27 protein-coding genes are annotated in these 26,933 nt (G+C 66.5%); 17 read left to right on the top strand and 10 right to left on the bottom strand.

What is annotated here, in order from left to right:
* Positions 1-7 precede the first annotated feature (7 nt).
* The 5 genes from ACIPUB_RS00480 to ehuB form a co-directional block, all read right to left on the bottom strand.
* Positions 8-1,504, bottom strand: a complete 1,497-nt coding sequence (locus ACIPUB_RS00480) for a M24 family metallopeptidase (RefSeq protein WP_407605635.1) — start codon at positions 1,502-1,504, stop codon at positions 8-10.
* A 213-nt stretch (positions 1,505-1,717) separates the two neighbouring features.
* The gene (gene ehuA, locus ACIPUB_RS00475; RefSeq protein ID WP_407605634.1) at positions 1,718-2,566 is read right to left on the bottom strand and encodes an ectoine/hydroxyectoine ABC transporter ATP-binding protein EhuA; all 849 of its coding nucleotides are present in this window, start codon (positions 2,564-2,566) and stop codon (positions 1,718-1,720) included.
* Positions 2,550-3,218: an ectoine/hydroxyectoine ABC transporter permease subunit EhuD gene (gene ehuD / locus ACIPUB_RS00470; RefSeq protein ID WP_264270342.1), complete on the bottom strand. Its 669-nt coding sequence runs from the start codon at positions 3,216-3,218 to the stop codon at positions 2,550-2,552. The genes ehuA and ehuD overlap by 17 nt, the downstream gene beginning before the upstream one ends.
* The gene (gene ehuC / locus ACIPUB_RS00465; RefSeq protein ID WP_407605633.1) at positions 3,215-3,943 is read right to left on the bottom strand and encodes an ectoine/hydroxyectoine ABC transporter permease subunit EhuC; all 729 of its coding nucleotides are present in this window, start codon (positions 3,941-3,943) and stop codon (positions 3,215-3,217) included. The genes ehuD and ehuC overlap by 4 nt, the downstream gene beginning before the upstream one ends.
* A gap of 141 nt (positions 3,944-4,084) precedes the next feature.
* Positions 4,085-5,020: an ectoine/hydroxyectoine ABC transporter substrate-binding protein EhuB gene (ehuB, locus tag ACIPUB_RS00460; protein WP_407605632.1), complete on the bottom strand. Its 936-nt coding sequence runs from the start codon at positions 5,018-5,020 to the stop codon at positions 4,085-4,087.
* A gap of 451 nt (positions 5,021-5,471) precedes the next feature.
* Between ehuB and ACIPUB_RS00455 the strand changes: the two genes are divergently transcribed.
* From ACIPUB_RS00455 to ACIPUB_RS00440, 4 genes are all read left to right on the top strand, one after another.
* Positions 5,472-6,176, top strand: coding sequence for a GntR family transcriptional regulator (locus ACIPUB_RS00455; RefSeq protein WP_407605631.1), 705 nt, complete (start codon positions 5,472-5,474; stop codon positions 6,174-6,176).
* A gap of 88 nt (positions 6,177-6,264) precedes the next feature.
* Positions 6,265-7,023: a 4-hydroxy-tetrahydrodipicolinate reductase gene (gene dapB / locus ACIPUB_RS00450; RefSeq protein WP_407605630.1), complete on the top strand. Its 759-nt coding sequence runs from the start codon at positions 6,265-6,267 to the stop codon at positions 7,021-7,023.
* Positions 7,024-7,029: 6 nt separating this feature from the next.
* The gene (locus ACIPUB_RS00445) at positions 7,030-7,476 is read left to right on the top strand and encodes a tetratricopeptide repeat protein (RefSeq protein WP_407605629.1); all 447 of its coding nucleotides are present in this window, start codon (positions 7,030-7,032) and stop codon (positions 7,474-7,476) included.
* A gap of 879 nt (positions 7,477-8,355) precedes the next feature.
* Positions 8,356-9,081, top strand: a complete 726-nt coding sequence (locus ACIPUB_RS00440; protein WP_407605628.1) for a hypothetical protein — start codon at positions 8,356-8,358, stop codon at positions 9,079-9,081.
* Positions 9,082-9,187: 106 nt separating this feature from the next.
* Here ACIPUB_RS00440 and ACIPUB_RS00435 read toward each other — a convergent pair whose 3' ends face one another.
* A complete protein-coding gene (locus ACIPUB_RS00435) occupies positions 9,188-9,415 on the bottom strand; it encodes a recombinase family protein (RefSeq protein WP_407605732.1) in 228 nt (75 codons plus the stop codon).
* A gap of 361 nt (positions 9,416-9,776) precedes the next feature.
* Between ACIPUB_RS00435 and ACIPUB_RS00430 the strand changes: the two genes are divergently transcribed.
* From ACIPUB_RS00430 to ACIPUB_RS00415, 4 genes are all read left to right on the top strand, one after another.
* Positions 9,777-11,696, top strand: a complete 1,920-nt coding sequence (locus tag ACIPUB_RS00430; RefSeq protein ID WP_407605627.1) for an ExeM/NucH family extracellular endonuclease — start codon at positions 9,777-9,779, stop codon at positions 11,694-11,696.
* Positions 11,697-11,796: 100 nt separating this feature from the next.
* A complete protein-coding gene (locus ACIPUB_RS00425) occupies positions 11,797-12,177 on the top strand; it encodes a DUF952 domain-containing protein (RefSeq protein WP_407605626.1) in 381 nt (126 codons plus the stop codon).
* Positions 12,174-12,467 (top strand): hypothetical protein, encoded by a 294-nt coding sequence (locus tag ACIPUB_RS00420; protein WP_407605625.1) that lies wholly within the window; start codon positions 12,174-12,176, stop codon positions 12,465-12,467. The genes ACIPUB_RS00425 and ACIPUB_RS00420 overlap by 4 nt, the downstream gene beginning before the upstream one ends.
* Positions 12,468-12,525: 58 nt before the next feature.
* Positions 12,526-13,026 carry a GNAT family N-acetyltransferase gene (locus ACIPUB_RS00415; protein ID WP_310288507.1) on the top strand — a complete coding sequence of 167 codons (501 nt, stop codon included), beginning with the start codon at positions 12,526-12,528 and terminating at the stop codon, positions 13,024-13,026.
* Between the two features lie 125 nt (positions 13,027-13,151).
* Here the strand turns inward: ACIPUB_RS00415 and ACIPUB_RS00410 are convergent, their stop codons facing one another.
* The 4 genes from ACIPUB_RS00410 to ACIPUB_RS00395 form a co-directional block, all read right to left on the bottom strand.
* Positions 13,152-13,535 (bottom strand): hypothetical protein, encoded by a 384-nt coding sequence (locus tag ACIPUB_RS00410; protein ID WP_407605624.1) that lies wholly within the window; start codon positions 13,533-13,535, stop codon positions 13,152-13,154.
* A 90-nt stretch (positions 13,536-13,625) separates the two neighbouring features.
* A complete protein-coding gene (locus tag ACIPUB_RS00405; protein ID WP_407605623.1) occupies positions 13,626-14,093 on the bottom strand; it encodes a hypothetical protein in 468 nt (155 codons plus the stop codon).
* Positions 14,094-14,208: 115 nt separating this feature from the next.
* Positions 14,209-14,781 carry a GNAT family N-acetyltransferase gene (locus ACIPUB_RS00400; protein ID WP_407605622.1) on the bottom strand — a complete coding sequence of 191 codons (573 nt, stop codon included), beginning with the start codon at positions 14,779-14,781 and terminating at the stop codon, positions 14,209-14,211.
* A 90-nt stretch (positions 14,782-14,871) separates the two neighbouring features.
* On the bottom strand, positions 14,872-16,116 hold the full coding sequence (locus tag ACIPUB_RS00395) for a heparan-alpha-glucosaminide N-acetyltransferase domain-containing protein (protein WP_407605621.1): 1,245 nt from the start codon (positions 16,114-16,116) through the stop codon (positions 14,872-14,874).
* 64 nt (positions 16,117-16,180) lie between these two features.
* On the opposite strand from ACIPUB_RS00395, the gene dapA reads away from it, so the two are divergent.
* The 9 genes from dapA to ACIPUB_RS00350 all read left to right on the top strand — a co-directional run bounded on the left by dapA (position 16,181) and on the right by ACIPUB_RS00350 (position 26,691).
* Positions 16,181-17,098 carry a 4-hydroxy-tetrahydrodipicolinate synthase gene (gene dapA, locus ACIPUB_RS00390; RefSeq protein WP_407605620.1) on the top strand — a complete coding sequence of 306 codons (918 nt, stop codon included), beginning with the start codon at positions 16,181-16,183 and terminating at the stop codon, positions 17,096-17,098.
* A gap of 15 nt (positions 17,099-17,113) precedes the next feature.
* Positions 17,114-18,820 carry a ribonuclease J gene (locus tag ACIPUB_RS00385; RefSeq protein WP_407605619.1) on the top strand — a complete coding sequence of 569 codons (1,707 nt, stop codon included), beginning with the start codon at positions 17,114-17,116 and terminating at the stop codon, positions 18,818-18,820.
* Positions 18,821-19,408: 588 nt separating this feature from the next.
* Positions 19,409-20,431, top strand: a complete 1,023-nt coding sequence (locus ACIPUB_RS00380; RefSeq protein ID WP_407605618.1) for an ABC transporter substrate-binding protein — start codon at positions 19,409-19,411, stop codon at positions 20,429-20,431.
* Positions 20,428-21,363 (top strand): hypothetical protein, encoded by a 936-nt coding sequence (locus tag ACIPUB_RS00375; RefSeq protein ID WP_407605617.1) that lies wholly within the window; start codon positions 20,428-20,430, stop codon positions 21,361-21,363. Before ACIPUB_RS00380 ends, ACIPUB_RS00375 begins: the two co-directional genes overlap by 4 nt.
* Positions 21,356-22,201 (top strand): class I SAM-dependent methyltransferase, encoded by an 846-nt coding sequence (locus ACIPUB_RS00370; RefSeq protein ID WP_407605616.1) that lies wholly within the window; start codon positions 21,356-21,358, stop codon positions 22,199-22,201. The genes ACIPUB_RS00375 and ACIPUB_RS00370 overlap by 8 nt, the downstream gene beginning before the upstream one ends.
* Positions 22,202-22,204: 3 nt before the next feature.
* Positions 22,205-23,500 carry an opine metallophore biosynthesis dehydrogenase gene (locus ACIPUB_RS00365; protein WP_407605615.1) on the top strand — a complete coding sequence of 432 codons (1,296 nt, stop codon included), beginning with the start codon at positions 22,205-22,207 and terminating at the stop codon, positions 23,498-23,500.
* Positions 23,497-24,732 (top strand): MFS transporter, encoded by a 1,236-nt coding sequence (locus ACIPUB_RS00360; protein ID WP_407605614.1) that lies wholly within the window; start codon positions 23,497-23,499, stop codon positions 24,730-24,732. Before ACIPUB_RS00365 ends, ACIPUB_RS00360 begins: the two co-directional genes overlap by 4 nt.
* Positions 24,729-25,871: a FecCD family ABC transporter permease gene (locus ACIPUB_RS00355; protein ID WP_407605613.1), complete on the top strand. Its 1,143-nt coding sequence runs from the start codon at positions 24,729-24,731 to the stop codon at positions 25,869-25,871. Before ACIPUB_RS00360 ends, ACIPUB_RS00355 begins: the two co-directional genes overlap by 4 nt.
* Before the next feature lie 28 nt (positions 25,872-25,899).
* Entirely contained in the window at positions 25,900-26,691 is a 792-nt protein-coding gene (locus ACIPUB_RS00350; protein ID WP_407605612.1) for an ABC transporter ATP-binding protein, read from the top strand.
* The last annotated feature ends 242 nt before the right edge of the window (positions 26,692-26,933 follow it).

Genomic DNA, 26,933 nt, shown 5'->3' with positions numbered 1-26,933 from the left:
GGGGTGCTCAGGGAGTCTGCCCCGGGGAAGCATCGCCGTTCTCCGCTTTGGGCTCGGCCTCCGGCTCCGGTGCGACGGGCCAGACGGGGTCCCTGTCGGCCCGCTCGGCGTTGCGCGCAACGATGCCGATCGGCCCGGTCATGGGTTCCTCCGTCGGGGTGGTGAAGCCAAAGCGCGGAGTGGCCGGGCGGCGCGTTTCGGTGAGCGGCTGCGGGAGGCCCGCGAGCCCGGGACCACTTGAAACCGCCCGCTCGCCGGGGTTGCCCAGCAGGGTGATGGATTCGGCCGCTGTAAGGCGGGCATCGCCGGCGGGCACCAGCCCGCGCGGGAAGGCGGTGAAGGTCTCCACGCCGGTGTCGGTGACCCGGATGGCCTCGGAAACCTCATAGCCGTAGCCCTCCATCCACATGCCGCACATCAGGTGGAAGGTCATGTTCTCCTGCAACACCGTCAACTCCTCGCTGCGCAGGGAGATGGTGCGCTCGCCCCAGTCCGGCGGGTAGCCCACGCCGATCGAGTAGCCGATCCGCGAAGCCTTCTCATAGCCGTATTCAAACAAGGTCCGGTTGAAGACCTGCGAGAGTTCCTGCACGGGGGTGCCCGGGGCCACGGACTCCAGCACGGCGGCCAGCGCGTGGTCGGTGGCCCGGGCCAGGTGCGCCAGCTGGGGGGAGGGCTTGCCGGGCATGAAGGTTCGGGCCATCGGCACGTGGTAGCGGTGGTAGGCGCCGGCCAGCTCCACGATCATCGCCTCATTCGGCTTCAGCGGTTCGTCGCTCCAGGTCAGGTGCGGGGTGTCGGCTGATTGACCGGTGGGGAGCATCGGAACGATCGCCGGGTAGTCGCCGCCGGCCTCCGCGGTGCCCGTCAGCTGCGCCTGGCTGATGGCGGCGGCGATATCGCACTGGCGGGCGCCGACGTCGATGGCGTCATGGGCGGCCTGCATCGCCAGGTTGGTGAACACCGCGGCCTGGCGCATCAGCTGGATCTCCGCCGGGGACTTGACGGCCCGGACCCAGTTGACCAACTCAAAGCAGTCCACCAAGGTCCATTCCGGCAGGGCGTTGACCAGCGAGCGATATCCCTTGGGGGAGAAGAAGTGTGCGTCCATTTCCAGGCCCACGCAACCCTTGGCTGCGGGGGCGATCAGGTAGCGGGCGCGCAGGGCATAGGCCACCCAATCGAAGGGGTGCAGGTGCGGGCGGTGTACGTAGCGCTCGGGATAGCCCACGATGTTTTCCGGCGGCAGCCAGCTGGTCCGGAAGGCCCCGTTGGCGTCCATTTCCCGGGAGAACAGGATCATGTCCCCTTCCATGGGGACGAAGACCAGTTGCGGGGTGTAGAAAGACCATGCGTTGTAGCCGGTCAGATAGTAGATGTTTGCCGGATCGGTGACCAACAGGGCGCTCAAGCCCTGCTCCTGCATGCGCACCCTCGCCGCGGCCAGACGCGCGGCATACTCCTCGGTGGTGAAGAGCATTGGTGCGACGCCCACATGTTCCATAGTGACCCCTTAAACGCAGTTGGTAGATTGTTGACAACGATAGGGGGTGGCGCGGACCACTGACAAGGGGTTCGGGGTTCGGGGTGCGGGGTCGGCAGGGCGGCCTGATGGGAGGCTGTCTCGGAGAGGCAAGGGACCGTCCGGCTAATGCTCGCCGGACGGTCACTGCCTTGTGGGGCGGATTGCCCCGGGTACTTCGGTGGGCACACCCCCCTAGTGGGTGCCGATGGTGCCCTCCTCGCCGCCGAGCACGGCATGCAGGAAGTCCTTGGTGCGCTGGTGCTTAGGGTCGCTGAACATGACCGCCGGCGGGGCTTCCTCGACGATCTTGCCGCCGTCGAACATCAGCACGCGGTTGGAGACGTCGCGGGCAAATTGCATCTCGTGGGTGACGATCAGCATCGTGATGTTGGTGGTCTCGGCGATGTTGCGCAGGATGCCCAGCACCTCGCCGACGATCTCGGGGTCCAGCGCGCTGGTGACCTCGTCCAGCAGCAGGATTTCCGGGTCCAGGGCCAGGGCCCGGGCGATGGCCACGCGCTGCTGCTGCCCGCCGGAGAGCGAGGTCGGATGCTGGTCGGCCTTGTCGGCCAGGCCGACCTTCTCCAGCAGCTCCTTGGCCCGGGCCGTTGCCTCGGCCTTGGACTGGCCCAGCACGTGGACCGGCGCCTCGATGATGTTCTCCAACACCGACATGTTCGGGAAGAGGTTGAACTGCTGGAAGACCATGCCGATCCGCTGGCGGATCCGTTTCTGGTCCTTCTTGCTGCGGGCCACCCGCTTGCCGCCGCGCTCCTCGTGGGTCAGCGGTTCGCCGTCGATGAAGATGTAGCCGTCGGTGGCCTCCTCCAACGTCATGACCAGGCGCAGGATGGTGGTCTTGCCGGACCCGGAGGGGCCGATCAGGGTGACGCGGTCGCCCTTGGCGACGGAAAAGTTCAGCTCGTGCAGCACCACGTTGCTGCCGTAGGACTTCTCGACGTCGCGGAACTCGATCACGGGTGCCGACGGTGCGGAACCGGCGGCCGCCGGACTGGTTGCGGAATCAGGTGTTGAAGGCAAGGCGCTTTTCCAATCTGCCAATCAGGAGTGAGGTCGGGTAGCTGGCCAGGAGGAAGATGATTCCCACCAGGGTGAGCGGTTCGACGTAGCGGAAGGCGTTGCCGCCGAAGATCAACCCGGCGTTCACGAGTTCGACCACGCCGATGACCAGAAGGAACGGGGTGTCCTTGAACATCGAGACCGCGTAGTTGCCAAGGGCCGGGATGGTGGCGCGCAGCGCCTGCGGAATGACGACGGCGGTCCAGGTGCGTCGCGAGGACATCGATAGCGCGGTGGTGGCCTCCCACTGGCCCTTGGGCACCGAGTCGATCCCGGCCCGGTAGACCTCCGACATATAGGTGGAATAGTGGATGCCGAAGACGATGATGCCGATGGTCACCCCCTCCAGCGACAGGAACGCGTAGTAGGCGAACAGCAGCTGGACCACGATGGGCGTCATCCGGATGAAGTTGGCGATCCACTTGATGGTGGAGGCGACCGGCCGCGGGGCCATCCGCATGGCCATTGCTATGAACAGGCCTAGGACCGCGGCAATCAGCGTGCTGAGGACAGTGACCAGCAAGGTGACCTTGAGGAACGCCATGAGCAGCGTCGGAAGCACCTCCCAGGTGCTGTCCCAGTGCCATTCCAGGGCGGTGTTGACGGCAATCATATGGCTCCTCCGGCCGGAGTGCCGACAGTGGGTGCCGGACTCAGTATGGACTTGACCGTGATGCCCTGGCCGAGCTTGCGCTTCGCGCGGCGTTCCAGTGTGTTCATCAGGAAGGTCAGGACCAGCGCGATGATGAAGTAGCTCAGCAGCCCGACCACGCCGTAGGCAAACACGGTATCGGTGACGCGCTTGAGTTGGTCAAGGTGGTAGGTGAAGTCGGCAATCGTGATGAAGCTGACGATTGCCGTTCCCTTCATCAGGTGGATGAGCAGGTTGTTCAGGGACGGGATCATCAGGGCCCAGGCCTGGGGGAAGATCACGCGGTACATCCGCTGCGCGGCGCCCATGCTCAGCGCCGTGGTGGCTTCCCACTGGCCGGTGGAGACCGAATTGATGGAACCGCGAACGACTTCTGCCCCGTAGGCGCCGTAGTTCAGGCCCAGGCCGATCACGCCGACCAGCAGCGGGTGCAGGTCCATGCCGAGCAAGGGAAGCACGTAGAACAGCCAGAAGAGCTGCACCACCAGCGAGGTGCCGCGGAAGAACTCAATGACGATGCGCGCGGGGATGCGCGCGGCTTTTGATGGATGGGTGGCAGCGAGGCCCAGCGCCACGGACAGGGCGAAGGCCGCCAACCCGCCCAGGACGGTGAGCTGGATAGTGACCAGGATGCCGTCCAGCAGCCGCGGCATGGCCTCCCCTAGCGCCGCAAATTTTTCGTCCACAGGTGATGGACTCCTTTGGGTCATTGATCTCGTCGGTGTCTCCGGCCGGAGACGGGCAGTCGTTCCGCCATCGCCGCAGGGTGCCGGCGGTTCCCGTCGGGGGCACCGGCCTCACGGCCGGCGCCACCGGTCACGGTGGGGCTACGGGGTCGGTGTGCCTTCGCAGAGCTCTTCGGTGGTCAGGTCCTTGGGCGGAAGGTTCTCGGCCGTGAAGCCGTATTCGCCCACGACGGCGAGGTAGGTTTCCTCGGACTCGGTGATCTTGGCCAGGCCCTCGTTGTAGGCCTCGCGCAGTTCGTCGTCGCCTTGGGCGAAGACGGTGGCTCCCGCGCCGATCTGCGGAACCCCGTCGATCTCCTGCACGAAGGCCTCCGTGACCTCGACATTGGCGTCCGGGTTCTCGTCGGCCATGAAGTTCAGCGAGATCGCGGTCATGGCGAACGCATCGGCGCGGCCGTTGTCCACGGTGTCCATGCCCGTCTGGGCATCCGGAACCGACTGCACGTCGAGGCCGAGGGAATCGGCATAGCCGGCCTCGATGCCGCCTGCCAGCACCGCGAGCTTGATGTCTTCCCCGGCATCCATCTTCGCCTTGACGGAGTCGAGGTCGCTCAGGCCCTTAGGGTTGCCCTTTTGGGTCATCAGGGCGGTGGTGTACATGATCTCTGGGTCCGCGAAGTCGGCGTTGGCGCAACGCTCCGGGAGAATAGACATCCCCGCACTGACCGCATCGGAGCGGTTGGCAGTCAGGCCGGGAATCAGCCCGTTCCAGTCGACCAAGACGGTGTTGACTTCCTTGATTCCCATGTCTCCGAAGATCTTCTTGGCGAGGGCGATCGTGGCGCCGGTGGGCTCGCCGTTCTCCTCGTAGGAATAGGGTGCCTCGCCGGCGATGGCGACGGTGATGGAGCCCTTGTCCTTCAGTGCCTGCAATTTTCCTTCGCCTGCGGGGGCGGCGGCGGAGCCGCCGGGTTGTTCGGTGGTGGTTGATCCGGCACAGCCGCTGAGGGCCAGTGACAGGGAGGCGAGGACGACGCCTGTGGCCAGCAACGGCCTGCGAGTGATGCTGCGCTTCATGAGAAACCTCTTTCGGGGTGCGATGGCCAAGCCGCCCCGTGCGCCGGATCCTGTCAGGGGTCGCGGCACCCGTGTGAGGCAGACCCGACCCGATCGTGGTGGGTGGTGACGCTCAGTATGGTGTTGATCACGTTAGCCAGAAAAGGATCGATTGACAATCCGATGTTCGGGGCGTTGGATTGTTGACAAAAGGTGGCAGCGTGCAAGCGGTGAGCTCGAATACCGGTATATGGCAGTGAATCAGGCGGCAGTAGGGCTTGTTTCGCCGTGAATCCGGCAACTACAGGCATAAATCACGATTAAGTTACGATTGGGTTCGCTGGCGGGGCAAAGGGGGCTGAGGGAGCCGACACAGCAACAACGGCGAAGAAAGAACGGAGTACCCGTGGACATGGGTCAACAGCCATCGGCGACAAGCATGGTTCGGGTGCAGCGATCATCGACTATCGACTTGATAACCAACCAGTTGCGCAACGCCATTTACGAAGGCCTGCTCATGCCCGGAACCCCCATCCAGGAAGCCCAGGCGGCCAAGCAACTCGGGGTGAGCCGGGGTTCGCTGCGTGAGTCCACCCAGCGGCTCATCCAGGACGGCCTGCTGGTTTCCATTCCGGGGCAGGGACTGAGTGTGGCCGTCGTTCGCCCGGCCGACCTGGAGGAACTCTACGCAACGCGCCTGGTGGTGGAGAGCGCCGCCATCCGTGTCATCGCAGGGCTGCCGGACGCAGGGGAGCGGGCGATTCGCCTCCATGCCGCATCGGCGGTGCTGACCCGCCTTGAGGGTCTTGACGCCAGCCCCCAAGCCCTCGAATCCCCTCGAGCCATCGGCGACGCGGACCTGGACTTCCACTTCGAGATGGTGAAAGCGTCCGGGAACCTTCGCCTGGTCAAGTACATGGCCAACCTGGTCGTGGAGACGCGACTGGCCAGCCTCGGCAACCCCGGCGGCTACGTCATTCGCACGGACCTGCACCGGGCCCACCGGGAACGGCTGGAACTGGTGCTCGCGGGCGACGGCGAGGGCGCCGTGGACCTGCTCCAACGTCATTTCCGTGACGCCGTCGATCGACTGACCGGGGTGCTGCGCAAGCCCGTCACCACGGCGCGGGTCTCCTTCGATGAGTCCGGGCACGAACTGGGACGCATCGGGTCCTGACGCCGGAGGAACCTCAACCTCAACCTCGTCCGGTCCGTGCCCGTCACCGACGCGAGAGCGGCACCGAATTCCCGATACCCTAGAAGTCATGAGTGCACCACTGAAAGTCGCCGTCCTCGGCGCATCGGGACGAATGGGGGCCGAGGCCGTCAAGGCCGTCGACGCCGCCACGGACATGGAACTTGTTGCAGCGCTGGGTCGCGGAGACAAGCTGGAAGCCATCCTGGAGGCGGGGGCCACGCACGTGGTCGACTTGTCGGTCCCGGCCAGTACCGAGGAAAACGTGCGCTTCGCGGTCTCCCATGGCCTGCATGCCGTGGTCGGAACCACCGGCTGGGACGACGCCAAGCGCGAATCCCTCACCAGCCTGCTGGCCGAAAACCCCGGCACCGGTGTGCTCATCGCCCCGAACTTCGCCCTGGGATCGGTGCTGGCTTCGGCCTTCGCCGCCACGGCGGCACGCTACTTCGAATCGGTGGAAATCATCGAGCTGCACCACCCCAACAAGGTCGATGCCCCCTCGGGCACCGCGGTGCGCACCGCGGAACTGATCGCCGCCGAGCGTGCGGCCGCGGGAGTGGCAACAAGCCCGGATGCCACCGAAACCCAGCTCGACGGTGCCCGCGGTGCCGTGGTGGACGGCATCCACGTGCACTCGGTGCGCCTACGCGGACTGGTCGCCCACCAGGAGGTCCTGCTGGGCGGGGAAGGTGAGCAGCTGACGCTGCGCCACGACTCCTATGACCGCGCCTCCTTCATGCCCGGCGTGCTGCTGGGTCTGCGCACCGTCGCCTCGCGCCCGGGGCTGACCTACGGCCTTGACGGCTACCTCGAGTTGGGACGCTAGAAAACCATGAAAACCAAGATCTGGGTCGGCGCCATCCTGCTGCTCTTCGTGTTCTACCTGGTCGCCGCGTTCGGCTCGGCCGTGCGCTTCATCGCCGCCGACGAACCGGTCGCCAAGGTCATCGGCGTCGCCGCCCTGGTGGTGCCGCTGGTCGGGGTGTGGATCCTGGTCCGCGAGGTGCTCTTCGGCTCCCGCACGCAGAAGATGGCCTCAATCCTGGCCAGCGAGGGCCTGCTGCCCGAGGACACCCTGCCGCGCACCCCCTCGGGACGCATCGTCAAGGCCGCCGCCGACGAGGACTTCGTGCAGTACAAGGAAGAGGCCGAGGCCAACCCCGACTCCTGGAAGTCCTGGCACCGCCTGGCCTTGGCCTACGACGCCGCGGGGGACCGGCGCCGCGCCCGCGAGTCGATGCGCACGGCCATCGGCTTCTACCTGGCCGAGGGCAAGTAAACAGCCCGAGGCACGATCGATGCCCCCTGATGCGGTTCTTCCGGAACCGCTCCAGGGCGCTTTTTTCGTGGACTCAAGGTATTGCCCCCGTACCGGCAAGGAATGGAAAGAGGCGGTGCTCAGGGGACCAGCCGTTCGTGGAATTGCGGTCTCGGTGGGAGCTGACCCATCAGACCGGACGCTCTGGGAAAAGCGCCACCGTGCGATCTTCACGCTGGTCACTTCCACCATCGAACCCCGATGCCAACGCCACGCCGGCTGAGGGACCCTGAGATGAAGCAGACCTTCGCTATGCGGACCTTCAACTACCAGTTTTTCCAAGTTGAGCCGCACTTCCGGCCTCTGAAAACAGGGGTTTCGTTTCAGAAGCTTGCGTGTGCCGATTAGGAGCCAATTTCGCGTCGACTGGAAGGTCCAAGGGGCTGCCAGACAGCTTGGACACCACTGCTAGGGCAATTCGACGGAGGATGCAGCTGAGAAATCTTCGCTTGCAGACCACATACGGCAGATCCTGGCAGCGCGTGGCAGAGAATGCCATACCGGCAGGCCTTGAGCCGCCATTGAGCCGTCCCCTCAGCTAGGCGTTGAACGTCTCCGCCTTCAGCGACGAACCGGTTTTGCTGAGGATAGCGTCTCGCAGAATGTGCTTGAGGCAAGGCGGGCGGTAGTCGCGGCGCTCTTCCTTTTGCCCACCCCTAAGCCCACACTGAAGCCATGCAAAGACAAGTGGTCTTAGTTGTCGCACTAGCCCTCATGCTCAGCGCTTGCGGGGATGATGAAACTCCCCCTGGACCCAGCACCATCCCGAGCCCCACTGCGTACAAGCAGGCATCCTCCCAAGAGGTGTGCACCGCGGTTGGTGAGGGGTCGGCATTGGATATGAGCACCACCAACGAAGATGAGGCGGCCTACCTAAAACAATGGGACGCATGCGCCAGCTATGATTCCACAGGAAAAGCTCAGACGTGGCTCCGCAACCGTTCCAAGGCAGTGTGGGTGCTACCGGGAATCACCTGGAATCAGGCACTACATCACACGCCCAGCAGCGACCCCGATCTAGAGCTGCAGGTCGACACTTTCCATGCGGTGGTTTCTCAGAAGACCAAGCTGGGAAATACCATCTACCTCAGCCCCGGGACGGCCGTGCGAATCGCCAGTCCCCCTGAAAATGTGGAGTGGAAATTGAACTTGCCGCTGACGATCACCTGGGAAGGACAAGGTGCCATTCTTGGCAAGTTCAAGGAGCTCGGCCGGGAGGCAGCCATAGCGTCGACCAGCCCGAAGCATAGTGCCCATCGGGCTGTCATGGAGTGCACCGCCAGTATTCTTGATTTTGCCGAGGAGAGCTCCAGCCTCAACACGGAGGATGGTGCCGAAGTCGTTCTCGCGGGCATTTCCGCGGTCAATACCGCGCACGACTGCCAGGGGGAATCCCGCAAGGCGACCGTGACCCTCCCGGACGGCCAGGTCGACACGGTCCATGGGCGCGTGATGACACAACTTCGCCAGTCCGACCGCTTGATGGGCAAAGTCACCAGCAACGTCAAGCCCTTCCAGGGCTCCCTCCAGGGAGCCCTTATCAAGTTGCTCAACATTGTGCGCTGAGCCTTGATCGCATTGCCTGCCCGCAGTTCAAAGTCGAGGGTTGATACCTGTTGCGGGGGCGAGGCGGTCACTCAATCCGACGGAGAATTCGTAGGCGACGAGTGCTTTACAGTCCGTCACCGTTGCAGGGCCACCGACGAGTGGGGCGGCGTGAGGACTTGTCTCGAGTGCGCGAGGTGACTCGCAAGGCCTTTCCGGCGCGTGTCCGTTCCGCCAGCTGGTCGCGCTCGAGCTGGGCGAATGCCGAGATCACTGTCAGCCTCGCCTTGCTCATGAGACCGGTGGTGACGATCCTCTCGGTGTGCGAGCGGAAATAGTTCTTCCGGTATTCCAGGTCGTCGTTGAGTCATTTACAACATCGACCCGCATCAATCCTCATTCGTTCGACCCACACGTGATTCTTTCCAGAACCAAATTGCTGGCGTGGTCCCGTTGCGCACTGCGGTTGAGTAATCCTCATTAGCGACGGCATGGCAACAGTGCTGAATCCATCCGATTCCACTGGTTTGGGGTAGCCAATACGCTGGACGCGGTGCCACGCATCGTCTTGGATGGTTCAATGGCCACCCGGTGAAGGTCATCGGCGCGGTTCAAGTGCCATTCATGCCGAATTCATTTCCCGGTGATCGAATCTGATCGGGCTATACATACCGTGCGCCACCGCGTCACGGAGCGACAGACGACCGAGGGAAATCATGAAGAAGAGCGCAACGGCGGCTTTCGCCACCGTCACCTTGGCGGCCGCGATGGCCGTGGGGGCAATCGCCCCGGCCACGGCAGCAGTCACCGAAACGACCTCCATCGAGAAAATCCAGGGCACGGGTGCCGCGAGCGGCATGGTTGGCCAGCAGGTCACCGTGCGTGCGGTGGTCACCGGCGCCTATGCCGAGGGCGGCATTCGCGGCTTCTACGTCCAAAGTGCGGGCAGCGGAAGCGAGGTTTCCGCCGAGGGCAGCTCGGGTATCTTCGTCTACTCGCCAAGCGGGGTGGCCAAGGTTGCCGTGGGCGACCATGTCCAGGTCACCGGAACGGTCGGGGAATACTTCGGGCTGACCCAGATCAGCGCCTCGGCCTCCGACATCGAGGTGCTCACCGAGCCAGCCGATGCCGTCAAGCCCCTGGCCATCGACATCCCCTCCGCGGACAACGAACGTGAGCGCTTCGAATCCATGCTCGTCGATCCGCAGGGTGAATGGACTGTGGCCGACAACTATTCGCTGAACCAGTTCGGCGAGATGACCCTCGCCGAAGGCACCAGCGAGATCCTTCCCGGCGAGCGCACCCTGCGCCAGGCCACCGATGCCTTTGCCCCGGGCAGTGCCCAAGCCCAAGCCCTGGAAGCCGAGAATGAACGTCGTGCCCTGGTGCTGGATGACGGCGCCACCTTGAACTTCCTCGGTGCAAGATCCAACAAGTCCGTTCCGCTTCCGTATCTTTCGGCAGGGCATCGTGTCAGCGTCGGTGCCCAGGCCACCTTCACCTCTCCGGTGATCATGGACTACCGCTACGACCTGTGGCGGATGCAGCCGCAGGGGCAGGTCGTCGGGTCAGAGGATGCCGATATCCCGGCAGCCTTTGCACAAATCAAGCCGGAGGGACCGGCCGATGTTGGCGGAAACGTCACCGTGGGCAGCTTCAATGTCCTGAACTACTTCACCACCACCGGGGACCAGCTCTCGGGCTGCACCTACTACACCGATCGGGAAGGCCAGCCGGTCACCGTGCGCGGCGGCTGCGACGCACGCGGTGCGGCCAATGGCGAGAGCCTCGAGCGTCAGCAGGCCAAGATCGTCTCGGCGCTGAACACGTTCGACGCCGACGTGCTGGTCTTGGAGGAGATCGAGAACTCCGCCCGTTTTGGGCTCGAGCGCGATGAAGCGCTGGCCACCTTGGTGGATGCGTTGAACCAGGCCGCGGGCAAGCAGCAGTGGAAGTTCGTGCCAAGCCCCGAGTCGGTTCCGGCCGACGAGGATGTCATTCGTACCGCGATGATCTACAAGGGCGCCGCGGTGAAGCCCATCGACGAGTCGGTCATCCTGGACGACGCGGCATTCGACAACGCCCGCGACCCGCTGGCGCAGGCATTCCAGGCCGTCGGCGGGAATTCCAAGAGCCGCTTCCTGGTTCTGGCGAACCACTTCAAGTCCAAGGGCTCGGATCCCAAGGACGGCTCGGAGAACGCCGACAAGGGCGACGGCGCCGGGGCCTGGAACGCCGCGCGCGTCGAGCAGGCCGAGGCCCTGGTGGACTTCGCCGAAGGATTGAAGAAGGAACGCAACACCAACAAGGTGCTGCTGGCCGGGGACTTCAACGCATACTCCGCCGAGGAACCGATCCAGGTGCTGGCCGAGGCCGGATACGTGGATCTTGGTGCAGCGGCGGATACCCGCAGCTACCTCTTCGCGGGCCGCACCGGCTCCTTGGACCATATTCTCGGTTCGCCCGAGGTTGCGCAGCAGGTCACCGGGGAAACGATCTGGAACATCAACGCCACCGAGTCGGTGGCGTACGAGTACAGCCGCTACAACTACAACGTGGCGCAGCTGTTCTCCCCGGACCAGTTCCGCTCCTCGGACCATGATCCGGTGCTTGTTGGGCTGCAGCTGGACAAGTAGCGGGAACCCGGGAAGCGCCCGGTGGACAATAACCGTCCGCCGGGCGCTTTTCCGTTGAGGGGTGCACCGGCAAACTCGCGCCTCTGCCTATGCTGGGAGCATGGAAGCCGTCCTGCACCTGACCGAATTTAGTTCATGGGAACGCGCCCAGACCGCTGGCGAGTATCGACAATCGACCCGGGGCGCAACGCTGGCCGAGGTCGGTTTCATCCACTGCTCGTCTCCGGGGCAGCTCCCGGTGGTCGCCGGCCACATCTACCCCGATTTCTCCGGCGAGCTGGTGGTGCTGGAGCTCGACGCCGCAGCGATTGCCGCCGCGGGAGTAGAGATCCGCCTGGAGGACGGCGGCGACGGGGAATTGTTTCCGCATCTCTATGGCGCGTTGAAGACAGAGTGGGTGCGGAAGACGCACCGGGCGGCGATGGTCGCCGGGGAATTGTCGGTCCCGGGCTTCGAAAGCCGGACCGGGAGCATCACATGACCACGCCATCACCGCGGGCAAATAGCGTTCCGCCCCGCGGCCGGAAGCTGCTTGCCACTTGGATCCTCATGGCACTTGCCGTGGCCATCACATTGCTGCTGCCCGACTGGGGCGGAAGCGGAGCTCTGCTGCCCGCGTGGTTCATGGTCGCGCCCGTGCTTCTGGGACTCGTCGGCGCCTGGCTGGCCTGGCGCGCGGGGTCGCTGGGTTGGGCCATCGCCTCGGGCCTGCTGGGGCTGGTGCTGGTGCCGGGCCTGTTGCAGACCGTCACCCTCGTCTCCGGCCCATAGGCCGACGTGGGCCGACATATCGTGGAAGCGGCAGGCCCGAATCTGTAGGGTGGCAGACATGAGGAACTTTGGGGGAGAAACGTCCACGCTTCGCGTGCTCCGGTTTAGTGAGGAGGAATTGCTGGCGCGGGCCACCTTGGGAAATATGAACTGGCCGGGGCCACGGTTCACGCTTGAGCAAATCGAGCAGATTCCTGCCATCGCCCACTATTTCACGCGGTGGCCCGGGAAGGACGACTTCGGCCTGGTGGCCGAAGACCCGGACGGAAAAGCCGTTGGCGTCGTTTGGCTGCGCTATTTCGACCCGACGGACCCGGGCTACGGCTTTGTCGCCGAGTCGATCCCCGAACTCTGCGTCTGGGTTGCCGAGGGGCAACGCGGCCGGGGGCTCGGAACCCGACTCATTGCCGGAATCCTCGAACAGGCACGTTCCCAGGCACTGCCCGCGATCAGCCTCAGCGTCGAAGCGGGAAACCCCGCACGATCGGTCTATGAGCGTCTGGGGTTCGTTCCCGCCGGACCGTATTTCGACGAGGGCACCCTCCTCCTTCGCCTCTGAGCCTGCACCCGCTCCGTGCCCGGTACAGGTGCGGCCGCGGCTCCGGGCCTCGACGACCCGACCCGCACCACATGTGCGGGGAGCGGCTCCAGGATCGGAACCGGGCGCGATCTTGGACGGACCCCTCAGCTAAACGGTCCGTCGCCGAGCTGTTCCATGGCGGGGAGCCGCTCATCCGGAACGTCGAACGTCATGTACTCCACCGAGTGCAGGAGCCCGTCCACGGCCCATAGGTTCAGGTGCCCCAGCGCAACGTCTCCATCATGGACGTCCACGGTCGCGAATGGCCCGCCCGAACGCTTCGGAATCCTGGGAAGATTCAGGTGCCCTGGAATATCGACCAGAAAGCATTCGCACTCGTCAAAATCCCGCCCGCCCCAGCGAGCATGGGCCGCCTGTTCGCGTGCCTCCGTTGTTCCGGGCCATTTCCCCGAGCACAGGATCTCCAGCAGGGCGCGCTCGTGGGGACTCAGCGGGTCGCCCGGCATTCGCCGCGGGTCGTTCTTCATCGCACCTAGGTTTCGGTCGTGGATTGCGTCATGCCGCCTCAACCGGCGGCGTTCGGGGGCATACACCGCCGTCAAACCATCCTGACAGGTCTAGGTGGCCGGCGGGGCACCTTCGGCCGGTGCCCGTTTCTCGAGCAGCTTCACCAGCGGAATGCATGCGAGCAGCAGAATGCTGGCGAAGACGGCGGCCACCAGTGCTGGCACCGCTTCGGTGAACACGATGCCGTACAGCGCGGCCAGGATCACGACACCAATCAGCGTGGACACCGCCTCCCTGAGGACCGCGTGCCGTTGCGCCATGGTCCTGCGCAGGATCAGGTCGACAATATGGCTGATGACCAGCCACGCAACCAGGATCCCCACCATGATCAATGCCGCCCAAGGTGCTACCCCGGGGCGGACGGCGTCGAATCCGTAGATCAGGCAGGCGCCTGCGTAGCCGCCGAACAGGGGCGCGGCAACGAGTGCCACGTTGGAGAACACCCAGAGCCCAAGCAGGAACTTCTCGCCGACGTTCAGGGGCGGCAGGCGTTCTTCTGGCCGGGGTGTGGTCTCCATGTTCTTCACGGTTTCACATCGCTACACGCCGAGGAAGGCGACACACCACACCGCAACGGTCTGGGCGATCGTGGAGGATTCCGAGCCGTTGGAAGGCGACGGCGCCGCTGCCTCCTCAGCGCAGGTCCAGACGCATCAGGACGCGCCGGAAGCCGCCCATGATCGAGTCGGTGTCGGCGGCCTTCGTGAATCCCGCCCGTTCGAAGAGGGCGCGGGTGCCAACATATGCCATGGTGGAATCGGTCTTTCTGCCCTGGTTGTCCAACGGGTACCCCTCGATGGCCGGCGCCCCGTAGCCCCGGGCAAATTCCACCGCGCCTGCCAGCAGCGCGTGGGAAATACCCTGGCCGCGATGTCCTGCCCGTACCCGGATGCACCACACCGACCACACCTCAAGATCATCCACGTGTGGAATCGTGCGGCTGCGCGCAAGTGCCGTGTCTGCCCGCGGGTGCACCCCCGCCCAGCCGACCACTTCGTCGCCTTCGTACGCGAGGACCCCGGGCGGCGGATCCTCGGCGCACAGCACGCGCACGAGTTCGGCGCTCTGCTTCTGGCTTTCGTGGTTCCTTGCCGAGCCGAGGCGGTGGCCCAAACACCAGCAAGCCTTCGCCTCGGGGTTCCTTTTCGGTCCGAGCATCGTCTTGACGTCGTTGAATTCCGTTGCCGCCCGCACCGAGATCGCCATGCGTCCACAGTGCCACCGGCCAACGGGACCGGCAATAGCCGCTCCGGACTGGGGGCTTTCCCCTTGGCACTTGCCCTTGGTCCTTGCCCCTTAGCCGCTGCGTCCCAGCGTCCGCGACACGGTGTGCACCAGCGCCTCAAGCGGCCCGCGTCGTCCCAGGAACTTGAACACCAGCCCGGCCAGCAGACAGCCCACCGCGTAAATGATGAACAATCCGGTGCGCGGCAGCGGTGCCGAGATGTCGCTGAAGAGATCCAGTGCCACCAGGTGCGTGGCATAGAGCGTGAGCGTTGCGGCGCCTGCGCCGGTCAGCGGCCAGATCAGTATCTCGCCGACCTGCCCGAAGAGCGCGGACAGGGCCATGCACACCAATTGCGCCGCTCCCAGCACCGCCAGCGCGCAACCGACGACGTGCAGCACATCCAGCGGGGCGCCCGAATGCGGGGCCGAGATCGCCAGGAACCAGCCGCTGTCCGCCGCATTGCCCAGGCGCTGTCCCGTCACCAACGCCACCGACAGCTCCCTGGACTCCTGGTTCGCGGCATTGGCCAGTGCGGCCAACGCACCTGGCTGGGCCAACAGCCAGGCCGAGAGGGCCTTGGCTCCCACCGCCAGGCCCGCGCCGAAAACCCCAATTGACAGGGCCACCGGCGGCCGCTCCAGAGCCAGGCGTCCGACGCAGAGACCCGCCAGGATGAAGCCGAACCAGACCAGCAGCGGGTAGTAGCCGGTGAGCAGCAGGTCGGCCAGAAACACCGCGGGGGAGAACATGTCCTCGGGCAGCGGGGAGGCACCCAGCCGGTGCGGGTCGAGCCATTCCATGGCCCAGGGGCGGGCCAGGTACAGGGCGAAGGGGGAGATGGCCAGCCAACCGGCGGCCCAGAACCCCAGGGTGCGGGCGCGCATCCCCAGGAACGGGATCGCGCACAGGAACAGCACCGCGTAGTGGACCAGGATCACTGCCACATTGGTGTCCAGCATGCCCAGCCCCAGGCCCAGGACGAAGACCAGCAGCGCCCGCACCGCCACCGAGCGGCGCACCCCGGCCAGCTTGGGCGCTCCGATGTTTCCGGAGCCGCCGGAGAGCAAGGCGAGCCCCACCCCGGCGAGCACCACGAAGAGCGCCGAGGCCCGTCCGGAGAACAGCGTGGCGGCCCAGGTGGCTTCGGGGGAGCCGCCGGCATCAAGCACGCGCAGCGGCATGATGTGCACCGCGACCATCCCCAGCAGTGCCAGTCCGCGGGCGGCGTCGACTCCCGCGATGCGGGCGCGTGTTCCGGCCGCGCCGGAGCCCGGGGCCCGGTGGCGGGTGCTGCGGGAGGAGAATTGCGTCATGTTTACAGCCTAAACGCATGCGCCGAATCAAGGCTTGGTGCGTGCAAAGTGTAACCTTGGAGTCATGGCTGAAACTGCGTTGCATACCCCGGGCAAGAACCACACCTTCGGAACGGTGCTCACCGCCATGGTGACACCTTTCAAGGACAACGGGGAGGTCGACTACGATGCGACCGCCAAGCTGGCCATCAAGCTCGTCGACGAGGGCTGCGACGGCCTGGTCGTCACCGGCACCACCGGGGAAACCTCGACGCTTCGCGATGAGGAAAACGTTGCCATGTTCGCTGCCGTGGTCAAGGCCGTGGGGCACCGAGCCAAGGTCCTGGCCGGCTCCACCACCAATGACACCGCGCACTCGATCAAGCTCTCGCTTGCGGCGAAGGACGCCGGGGTGCACGGCATCCTGGTGACCGCCCCGTACTACAACAAGCCTTCCCAGGCCGGCGTCATTGCCCACGTCGAGGCCATCGTCGCAGCGACGCAGCTGCCGGTGATGCTTTATGACATCCCGGGACGCGCCGGCATTGCCATGGCCCCGGAGACCATCATCGAGCTGGCGAAGAACCCGCTGGTCGTGGCCCTGAAAGACGCAAAGGCCGACTACCAGTCCACCACCACGGTGCTGGCGAACACCGACCTCGATGTCTACGCCGGCGACGACGGACTGACCCTGCCGCTGATGGCAGCAGGCGCCGTCGGCGTCGTCTCGGTCACCGCCCACATTGCCGCGGCCAAGTACCGCATCCTGGTTGACGCGATGCTCGCCGGTGACCTGGCGACCGCCCGCAAAGCCCACTTCGAGCTGGACCCGATCCAGCGCGCGGTGATGAGCCACGTCCAGGGCGCCGTTGCGGCAAAACACATTCTTAACTGGCAGGGAGTCCTGCCGAACACCGTGGTCCGGCTGCCGCTTGTGGCACCGTCGGAAACGGAACTCGAAACCATCCGCACCGATTTGCGCGAGGGCGGATGGGAGATCTAGAAAGGTAAGTTATTCATGACCGATTCCTCATCCGTGGTCACCGATACGGTGCTCCACAACCTTCCTCCCAAGCTCAAGCCGGGCACCCTGCGCATTGTGCCGCTCGGTGGCCTGGGTGAGATCGGGCGGAACATGGCCGTCTTCGAAATTGACGGCAAACTGCTGATCGTCGACTGCGGACTGCTCTTCCCCGAGGAGCACCAGCCGGGCGTGGACGTCATCCTGCCCGATTTCAGCTACATCAAGGACCGCCTCGACGACGTCGTCGGCGTCGTGCTCACCCACGGCCACGAAGACCACATCGGTGCAGTCCCGTACCTGTTGCGCCTGCGCGCGGACATCCCGCTGATCGGCTCGCGCCTCACCCTCGCGCTGATCTCGGCCAAGCTGGAGGAGCACCGCATCAAGCCGGTGCTGCGCCAGGTTGCCGAGGGCGACGTGGAGACCTTCGGCCCGTTCGAGACCGAATACGTCGCGGTCAACCACTCGATCCCGGACGCCTTGGCCGTGTTCATCCGCACCGAGGGCGGCTCTGTGCTGCACACCGGCGACTTCAAGATGGACCAGCTGCCGCTCGATGGCCGCATCACCGACCTGCGCCACTTTGCCCGCCTGGCCGACGAGGGCGTGGACCTGTTCATGACCGACTCCACCAACGCGGACGTCCCCGGCTTCACCACCGCGGAAAAGGAAATCGGCCCGGTGCTCGAGGCCCTCTTCGGTCGTGCCCGCAAGCGCATCATCGTCGCCTCGTTCTCCTCGCACATGCACCGCGTGCAGCAGGTCATCGACGCCGCCGCCGTCCACGGACGCAAGGTCGCCTTCATCGGCCGCTCCATGGTGCGCAACATGACCATCGCCGAGAAGCTGGGCTACCTGCACATCCCCGCCGGGATCCTGGTGGACATGAAGAACGTGGACAAGCTGCCGGACAACAAGGTCGTGCTGATGTCCACCGGTTCGCAGGGCGAGCCGATGGCCGCGCTCTCACGCATGGCCACCGGCGACCACCGGATCCAGGTCGGCCCGGGCGACACCGTCATCCTGGCTTCCTCGCTGATCCCGGGCAACGAGAACTCGGTGTTCCGCGTGATCAACGGGCTGATGCGCCTGGGCGCAGACGTGATCCACAAGGGCATGGCCAAGATCCACGTCTCGGGCCACGCCTCGGCCGGCGAGCTGCTCTACTGCTACAACATCGTTCAGCCGCTGAACGTGATGCCGGTGCACGGCGAGACCCGGCACCTGATCGCCAACGCCCGCCTGGCCGCCCAGTCCGGGGTGCCGGCGGAGAACGTGCTGCTCACCGAGGACGGCTCGGTCGTCGACCTCAAGGACGGCGTGGCCAAGCTCGTCGGCCAGGTCGACTGCGGGTTCGTCTACGTGGACGGCTCCAAGGTCGGCACCATCACCGATGAGGACCTCAAGGACCGCGTCACGCTGGCCGAGGAGGGCTTCATCTCGATCATCTCGGTGATCAACCGCCAGACCGGCAAGCTGATCTCCGGACCCGAGATCCACGCCCGCGGCGTGGCCGAGGACGACAATGTGTTTGACGAGATCAAGCCGAAGATCGCCGAGGCTCTTGAGGATGCGGTGCGCAACAACCCGACGCACACCACGCAGCAGCTGCAGCAGATCGTCCGCCGCGTCATCGGCTCGTGGGTGTCGCGCAAGCTGCGCCGCAAGCCCATGATCGTACCGGTCGTGCTCGAGGCCTAAGTCCTGAGCAAGGAATCCCCAACCACTTTGCGGTGGTTGGGGATTCCTTGGTTTAAGCGGTGTTTAGCGGCCTGCCCTTGAGTTCGCCCGGGCTCCAGGCTTGCCTGCCTGGCGTCAGCCACGTCCAGGGCTTCGCTGACCTACAATTTTCACCCGACCACCCGACCGGCGACACGTCCGCCGCCCGCGTGCCCAGGGCCGCTACCGGACACCGGCTCCTGGAAAATCACGAGACCGGCCGCCTGCTGGCGTCCCATGAAATATCCGGCCAACTGGCCGTATGGTCGCCTCGTCAAGGATGGAGTCCTTTTCCTCCTTTGACCCCTTTTCGAATGGGACTTGGCGTGTTACGTGGTGTCTCCGATTGTGTCGCCATTGCCAGTACGATGCCCAGGCCCGATGAGGATCCGCGCTAAGCGGGCAAGTCATCTCGGCAACCGAGGGTGACCTGCGGGAACCTGGGGAGAGACCTCGCCTTCGTTTTGACAAATGATAATGATTCTCATTAGTGTTTACGAGGTGCTGGCCAGATGTGTCCCCGGCGACTGAGCGTCGCAGCCTTGGCCACCGAAAATGGAGTGCTAATCGATGAAAAGAATCAATCCCTGGATGGTTGTCATGCCCGCCGTCATATTGGCGGTCGCGACTGCGTGCGGTGCCCCGGCCGGCTCCGTGTCCAGCGCCGCAAATGGCGCGACGGCCGGTCCGATCAGCCTGGACAGCTGCGGTCGGGAAGTCGTGTTCGACTCACCACCGCAGCGGGTGCTCGCGGTCGGATCGGAGGCGCCGGCATTGCTGGTTGCCGCCGGTGCGGGCGACAAGCTGACGCACTACGCGGGCAGCCTGGAAGTGCCCTTCGACGCAGCGACGAAGGCCGCGGTCGAAGGGGCCGAACGGGTTACCGAAGACTCGCACGACGTTTCCTACGAGATGATCCTCGGTTCGGGGGCCGACGTTGTCATCGGCACCGACATCGCGGCGGGGGTCGACCTCGATTCCCTCGCGGATCGCCTCAAGCAGGCCGGTGTTCAGATGCTGACGGTGAGCGGTTACTGCGCCGGTTTCGAAGGTCGCTCCACCGGCGGCTTGAGCGGGTTCGACCAGATCTACCGGGACGTCGAGTCCTACGGCCGTCTATTCGGGACCCAGCAGGTGGCAGCCGGAGCCGTCCAGGACATGCGGGACCGCGTCTCGGCTGCCGCGCAGCGCATCGACGAAGGGGCAGGGCAAAGCGCGCTCTCCCTGTACGTGCCGGCCGCTGGCACCCTTGGGTCCTACGGGCACGAGTCGCTGGTCTCGGAGCAGATGTCACTGCTGGGCCTGGAGAACGTGTTCAGCGATGTGCCCAAGCGCTACTTCGAACCGTCAACCGAGGAGCTGGTCGCCAGCGCTGCCGACAAGGTCTTCGCGATGTACCTTCCCACCGGATCCTCGGCGATGGAAACCGACCAGGACGTGCTCGAAGAGCTACGCGCCAGGCCCGAGCTCGATGGACTTGAGGCGGTCAACGTCGACACGGCCGTGGTGCCGCTGAACTACTACTATTCCTCGCCCGGCCCGCTGGCCGTTGACGGGGTCGAGCTGCTCGCCGAACGGCTGGCCACCCCATGAGCCAGCCGGCACAGCTGCGCCGGCCTGCGCACACTGCCGCACGCCGGCGCGCACCCGGGGTGCCCGCACGGAGCAGGCCGCGCCACGCCATGTCCCGGGGCACCACCGAGGTCGACTTCGTCAAGCTGAGCCCGACCTGCAACACCACCCTGCTGGTCACCAGCAGGCACCCGGTGCGGCACTACCGCGCCATCGCCGACCAACTGCTGCGCGCCGAGCATGTGCACGCCGAGCAGGTCGGGTTCGTCCTGCCGGCGGAATCGCCCGAGGCACAGCTGCGCCTGCACATGGCGGGGGACGAGTTCTGCGCCAACGCCACCATGGCATTGGCCGCGCTCCACGCCGCGACGCAGGGCCTGGATGGCCCCGTCGAGCTCCGCCTGGAGGCTTCGGGGGCAGCGGACCTGCTGGACTGCCGTGTCGAACGCCAGGACTCGGGATACCGCTGCCAGCTGGCCAGTCCACTGCCGATCCGGATCGATCCGTACCCGTTCCCGGGCGCCCCCTCGGGCGCCCCCTCGAGGGCCGCCATGGTGCGGTATGCCGATGCGGTGCACCTGGTCATCGAGTGCTCCGGGCACGATGCGGTGCTGCGCGAGCGGGCCGAGCAGACGGCCGCGCAGCTGGGGAACAGCGAAGGCGTCTCCGTGGTCGGGGTGATGCTCTACGACCCGGTGCGCGGCGAGCTGGCCCCGCTGATCAACGTCCCGGCACTGGACAGCCTGGTGTGGGAGGGAAGCTGCGGCTCGGGAACCGCCTCGCTCGGCGCCTACCTGGCCGCGAAGGCCCTGGCACCGGTGTCCGCCGCCGTGCGGCAGCCCGGCGGCACCATGCACGTCCACGCCGACTACGGCTCCGGAAAGGTGACCGGTCTGCGGGTCACCGGGCAGGTCGACCTCGTGGCAGAAGGAACGGCATATATCCATGACTGAATCAGCAATCGACATTTCGCCGGTGCCCGGCGGAACCGCTGCGGGCCTGCCGGGCACGCTGCGCGACTACCTGCGCCGCTTCAACTCGGCCGCCAACGGGTACGACGGCTCGACCCGGCACGCCGGCGAGCTCGAAGAGCTGCTGGCGGACTACTCGCGCTTCGTCACCGAGCCGGGCAACGAGGCCCCCTTTGCGCTTTTCGCCGCGGCTGCCGGCACGGCCGACCTGGTGGAGGAGCTGCGCACGCAGTCGGCGCGCTGCGTGGCGGTCATCGAGAAGTACCGCGCGCTGCGTCTGCTGGAGGGGAAGTCGGGAGCGGAAGGCTACTTCGCCAACATCGAATCCTGCATCGCCGAGGAATTCGGGGCCGTGGCACCGACCAAGGATTCGAAGCTGCTGCTCGTCGGCTCCGGGTCCTTCCCGATGACGCTGCTGAACGTCGCCTCGCTCACCGGCGCATCCACGCTCGGGATCGACATCGATGCCGAGTCCATTGCGCTCGGGCGCCGGGTCGTGGCCCTGCTGGGAGAAGGCCTGGACATCACGCTGGAGGGACGCGAGATCCACGAGCTGGACTTCATTTCCGCGGCCACCCACATCGTGATCAGCTCCACGGTGCCCGTGAAATACGAGGTGTTGCACCAGATGCACTCCCTGACCCGCGAGGACGTCGTGGTGGCCATGCGCTTCGGGGACGGTCTGAAATCGCTGTTCAACTACCCGATGCAGGAGGTCGACCCCGCGCTCTGGCGCCTGGCCGACACCATCCGCCGGCCTGACCAGGTATTCGATATCGCGCTGTACGTAAAGCAGTGCTCGAGCAGAAAAGACGTTTAGCAGATGGACGAATTGGGAAACATCCTCATCGCCGGGACCGGCCCGGTTGCGGTGCAAAGCGCCGTGCTGCTCGGGCGGCTGCCCGGGGCACTGGGCATCGCGGGCCGTGAGTCCGGGCGTTCGGCGGCGTTCTTCGCCGCGCTAGGTGCCAACGCGGGCACCGTCCGGGCCGAGGTGCAGAACGCCACCCACGCCGCGCTGGCGGGGGAGTGCCGGATCGAGCAGCGGTTCCGCGGATACGGGTCCGTGTCCGGGACATGGAATACGCTGGTCCTGGCGGTCACCGCGGACGCCTACCTCCCGGTGCTGCGCCAACTGGCACCTGGTGTGCTGGCCGGATTCGAACGCATCGTGCTGCTCTCGCCCACCCTGGGATCCGGGTCCCTAGTGCGCGAGTACGCCAGGGCCCAGGGCGCCGATCCGGAGGTCATCAGCTTCTCCAGCTACCTGGGCGACACCCGCTGGCTTCAGGGCAACCCGGGCGCCTCGGTGCTGACCGCCGGGGCCAAGGCCCGCATCTACGCCGGATCCAGCCGCGGCGCTTCGCCCGCAGTGCAGCGGCTGCGCGCGGTGCACGAAGCGGCGGGCACCGACATGACGGTTCTCGGCCTGCCGGCGGAGGCCGAGGCACGGAACATCTCCCTGTACGTGCATCCGGCGCTGTTCATGAACGAGGTCACGCTGCGCGCCGTGTTCGCCGCGGCGCAGCCGACGCAATACGTCTACAAGCTCTACCCCGAGGGACCGGTCACCCCGTCGATGATCCACGCCATGGTCCAGCAGTGGCGGGAGCTTTCGGCCATCGTCGCCGCGCTGGGCGGGAAGGGAGTCAACCTGCTGGCCTTCATGCTCCGGGACGGCTACCCGGTGCACCCGCAGAGCATCGACCCGGAGCAGGTGGCCGCATTCGAGCAGCTGCCGGCCATCCACCAGGAGTACCTCGTCTACGTGCGCTACGCCTCGCTGCTGGTGGACCCCTTCTCCGAACCAAGCGCGGACGGGAGGTACTTCGACTTCTCCGCCATCCCCATCCGGCCGATCTTCCGCAACGACGCGGGCCACTGGGACGTGCCGCGGATGCCGAAGGAAGACTACTACCGCACCAAGGTCATCCAGGGCCTTGCCCGGCACCTGGCGGTTCCCTGCCCGACGATCGATGGCCTGCTGGCCGCCTACGAGGGCGCGCTGACGCAGGCGGCGCAGGCACTGGGCGGCCAGCCGCGCTCCGCGGCCTTCGCCGTGCAGGACTTCGGCGAGGACCTGGGCATGATCCGCGCCGGGATCGGAAGTGCGGCATGAGCGAGACCGAACTGGAAACCACCGAAAAGCTGCCCAGTGAACGGCGGATCATCGCCGAGATCTGGCCGGCCCTGCTGGCCTCGGCCGTGGGCCTGCTGCCTTTCACCGTGCTCTCCACCTTCTTGGTGCCGATCGCCGACTGGGCCGGGGCCGGCTTTGCAGAAGTCGGCTCCCTGCGCGGGTTGGCCGGGGTCGGCGCGGTGCTCACCGGCGTCGCGCTGGCCCCGCTGATCGGGCGCATCGCCCCGGGCCGCGTGGCCGCCGCCGCCCTGACGCTGCTGGGCATCGCCGCGGTGCTCGGGACCTTCTCCGGGCTGGCCGCGCTGGCGGCCTTCTGCCTGGCCACCGGGGTGTCCAACGCGCTGCTCTACCCGGCGTTGTCCACCGCCGCCGCGGACCGCTTCGGGACCACTCCCGCCGCGGGCCGTGCCGCCACCCTGGTGATGACCGCCCAGACCCTGGCCTCCACCGTGGGGGCGCCGCTGCTGGTGCTGCCGGCACTGTGGTGGGGTTGGCAGGGCAATCTCATCGCGATCGCCGTGCTCTCCCTCGCGCTGGCGCCCGCATTGGTGCGCTACGGCCGCGCAAACCCCGGCGCGGGAGAGCCGGCCCCGCGGCTGGGATATGTGGCCGCATTCCGCACGCTGGCGGCCATCCCGGGGGCACGGGCCCTGTTGCTGGTTTCCTTCGGGCGGTCCGGCGCGCTGATGGGGCACCTGGCCTTCCTCGCACCGCTGTATGCGGACAGGTTCCAGCTCACAGCCGGCTGGTTCGCCTTCGTCTGGTCCCTGAGCGGAGGATCCTTCTTCCTCGGGCACCTGCTCGCCGGGCGGATGCTGAACTCGCAGGACTCCGAGGTTCGCACCCGGGCCGTGATGGCCATCGCCCTGGGCACCGGCCTGCTGGCCCTGCTCGGGGTGTACCTTTCCCCGGTGCTGCCGCTGGCGATGCTGGGCACCGCGGTGCTCTCGGCCAGCCATGCGGTGGTTTCCGCAGCGGTGATGACCCTGCTGGTGCGCCGCTGCGGGCAGGTGCGCGGCACCGCGTTGAGCCTGAACGCCGCGGGCATGTCCCTGGGGTTGTTCCTCGGCGCGGGCGCCGCCGGGGCGGCGCTGGGCACGGCGGGCTACCTGGCTGCGGCCGCGGTGCTCGGCGGATTCACCCTGCTTGCCCTCGGTGCCGCGCTCACCCTGCGCACCGCAACCGACGTCCCATCGATGAAGAGGCCATGATGACCCAGCTGGACCCCGCGCCCCGCGAACCGCGCAGCGCACCACCACCACCACCACCACGGCCCCCGGCGCCGCTGGTCTTCTCCGGCGACGACCTGGAACACGATCAGCGCACCCGGCACACCGCACTGTGGCTCGCCGCTCTGCTGGCCGCGCTGCTGATCACCCTGCCGGTGGCCGTGGGCCTCGGTCCGGTTGCCATCGAAGCGGGCACGGTGCTCCAGATCCTCCGTCAGCACCTGTTCGGCGGCGAGCTGATGGGCAGCTGGACCGACTCCGAGGAATCCATCGTGCTGCTGCTGCGGGTGCCCCGGGTGCTGCTGGGCGCCGCCGTCGGCGCCGGGCTGGCACTGGCCGGGGTGGCCCTGCAGGCCTTGACGCGCAACATCCTGGCCGAGCCCTACTTGCTGGGCGTGACCTCCGGGGCCTCGACCCTGTCGGCGGCCTCGATCCTCTTCGGGGCCTCGGCCGGCATCGGCTCGGCCTCGCTGGCCGGCAGCGCCTTCGCCGGGGCGCTGGCCGCCGGGATCGCGGTCTTCCTGCTGGCCCGGGTCGGCTCGCAGATGACCTCCACCCGGCTGGTGCTCGCAGGGGTGTCCGTGGGCTACGTGTTGCACGCGCTCACCTCGCTGCTGATCTTCGCCTCCGACGACCCGAACGCGAGCCGCTCGGTGCTCTTCTGGACGCTCGGCTCGCTGACCCAGGCCACCGGCCAGTCCGCGCTGGTTACCTGGGCGGTGGTGCTGGGCACCACCGCGCTGCTGCTGATCTGGTCCCGCCCGCTGGACGCGCTGGCCATCGGCGACAGCACGGCACAGACGATGGGGATCTCCCCGGCGAAGCTGCGCGCGGCGGTGATGGTGGTGACCGCGCTGTGCGTGGGCGCGCTGGTCGCGGCCTCCGGCGGCATCGGATTCGTCGGGCTGATCATCCCGCACATCGCGCGGCTCTGCGTGGGCTCCACGCACCGCAAGCTGTTGCCGGTGGCGGCGCTCCTCGGTGCGATCTTCCTGGTCTGGGCAGACGTGCTCGCCCGGACGGCACTGGCCCCGCAGGAGCTGCCTTTGGGCATCGTCACCGCACTGCTCGGCGCCCCGCTGCTCTTCGTGCTGGTGCGCAAGCTGAACCCGACCCAATGACAACCAATCGCCCAAGGGGGCCCAAAGCATGATCACAGCCACCGATGTTTCCGTCGGCTACGGCGGGAAACTGGTAGTGAAATCCGTCGGGCTGCACGCCGGACCGGGGGAGGTCGTCGGGCTGATCGGCCCGAACGGCAGCGGCAAATCCACCTTCCTGCGCACCCTGTACGCGGCCCTGCGCCCGCGGGCCGGGCTCGTCACCCTCGACGAGCAACCCATCACGGCGCTGCGCGGCACCGAGCTGGCCCGGCGGGTGGCCGTCGTCGCCCAGGAAACTCCCACCGACCTGCCGGTAAGCGTCGCGGACATGGTGCTGCTCGGCCGCGCGCCGCACCGCAAGGCGTTGGCCGCCTTCACCCGCGAGGACCACCAGGCGGTGGCCGCCGCGCTGAGCCGGGTCGGCGCCCGTGATCTGGCCGACCGCCGCTACTCCACGCTCTCGGGAGGGGAGAAGCAGCGCGTGCTGGTGGCCCGCACGCTGGCCCAGCAGGCGGACCACCTGCTGCTGGATGAACCGACCAACCACCTGGACATCCGCTACCAGCACGAGCTGCTGCGCATGGTCGGGCAGCTGGGGGTCACCACCGTGGTCGTGCTGCACGACCTGAACCTGGCAGCCCGCTACTGCAAGAAGCTGGTCATGCTCGAGGATGGCCAGGCGGTGGCCAGCGGAACGCCCGAGGAGGTGCTGACCCCCGAGATGCTGCTGCGGGTGTACGGGATCCACGTCGAAACGGTTTCCGTGCGCGGCTGCCTGCAGCTGGTCTTCAGCATGGCCGACGAGCCGGCCATGGCGCAGGCAGGGGCTGCCAGCTAACCGACCGTAGTGCCCGGCGCCTTGATGGCTGGGCACCGGGCTGATCGCACGTGCAAGACTGTCCCTGTGACCATCGACCTCAACGCCATGCTCCATCGGGTCGCCGCGGAGGTGTTCGATCGGGACTTCGCCGTGGAAGATGCGACCTCCCGTGACGATCCTTCGCGGCCCGCGGCCCGCGGCCCGCGGTCCTGGTGGCTAGCCGACTCGCACAGGACCGCACGGCAATCATCTGTGCCTCC

Origin of the sequence: Paeniglutamicibacter sp. ORCA_105 (assembly GCF_045798545.1) — a bacterium.
GTDB classification, from domain to species: Bacteria; Actinomycetota; Actinomycetes; order Actinomycetales; family Micrococcaceae; genus Paeniglutamicibacter; species Paeniglutamicibacter sulfureus.
Note: the sequence above shows the minus strand (reverse complement) of the source record. Positions and strands in the feature narration are given on the sequence as shown.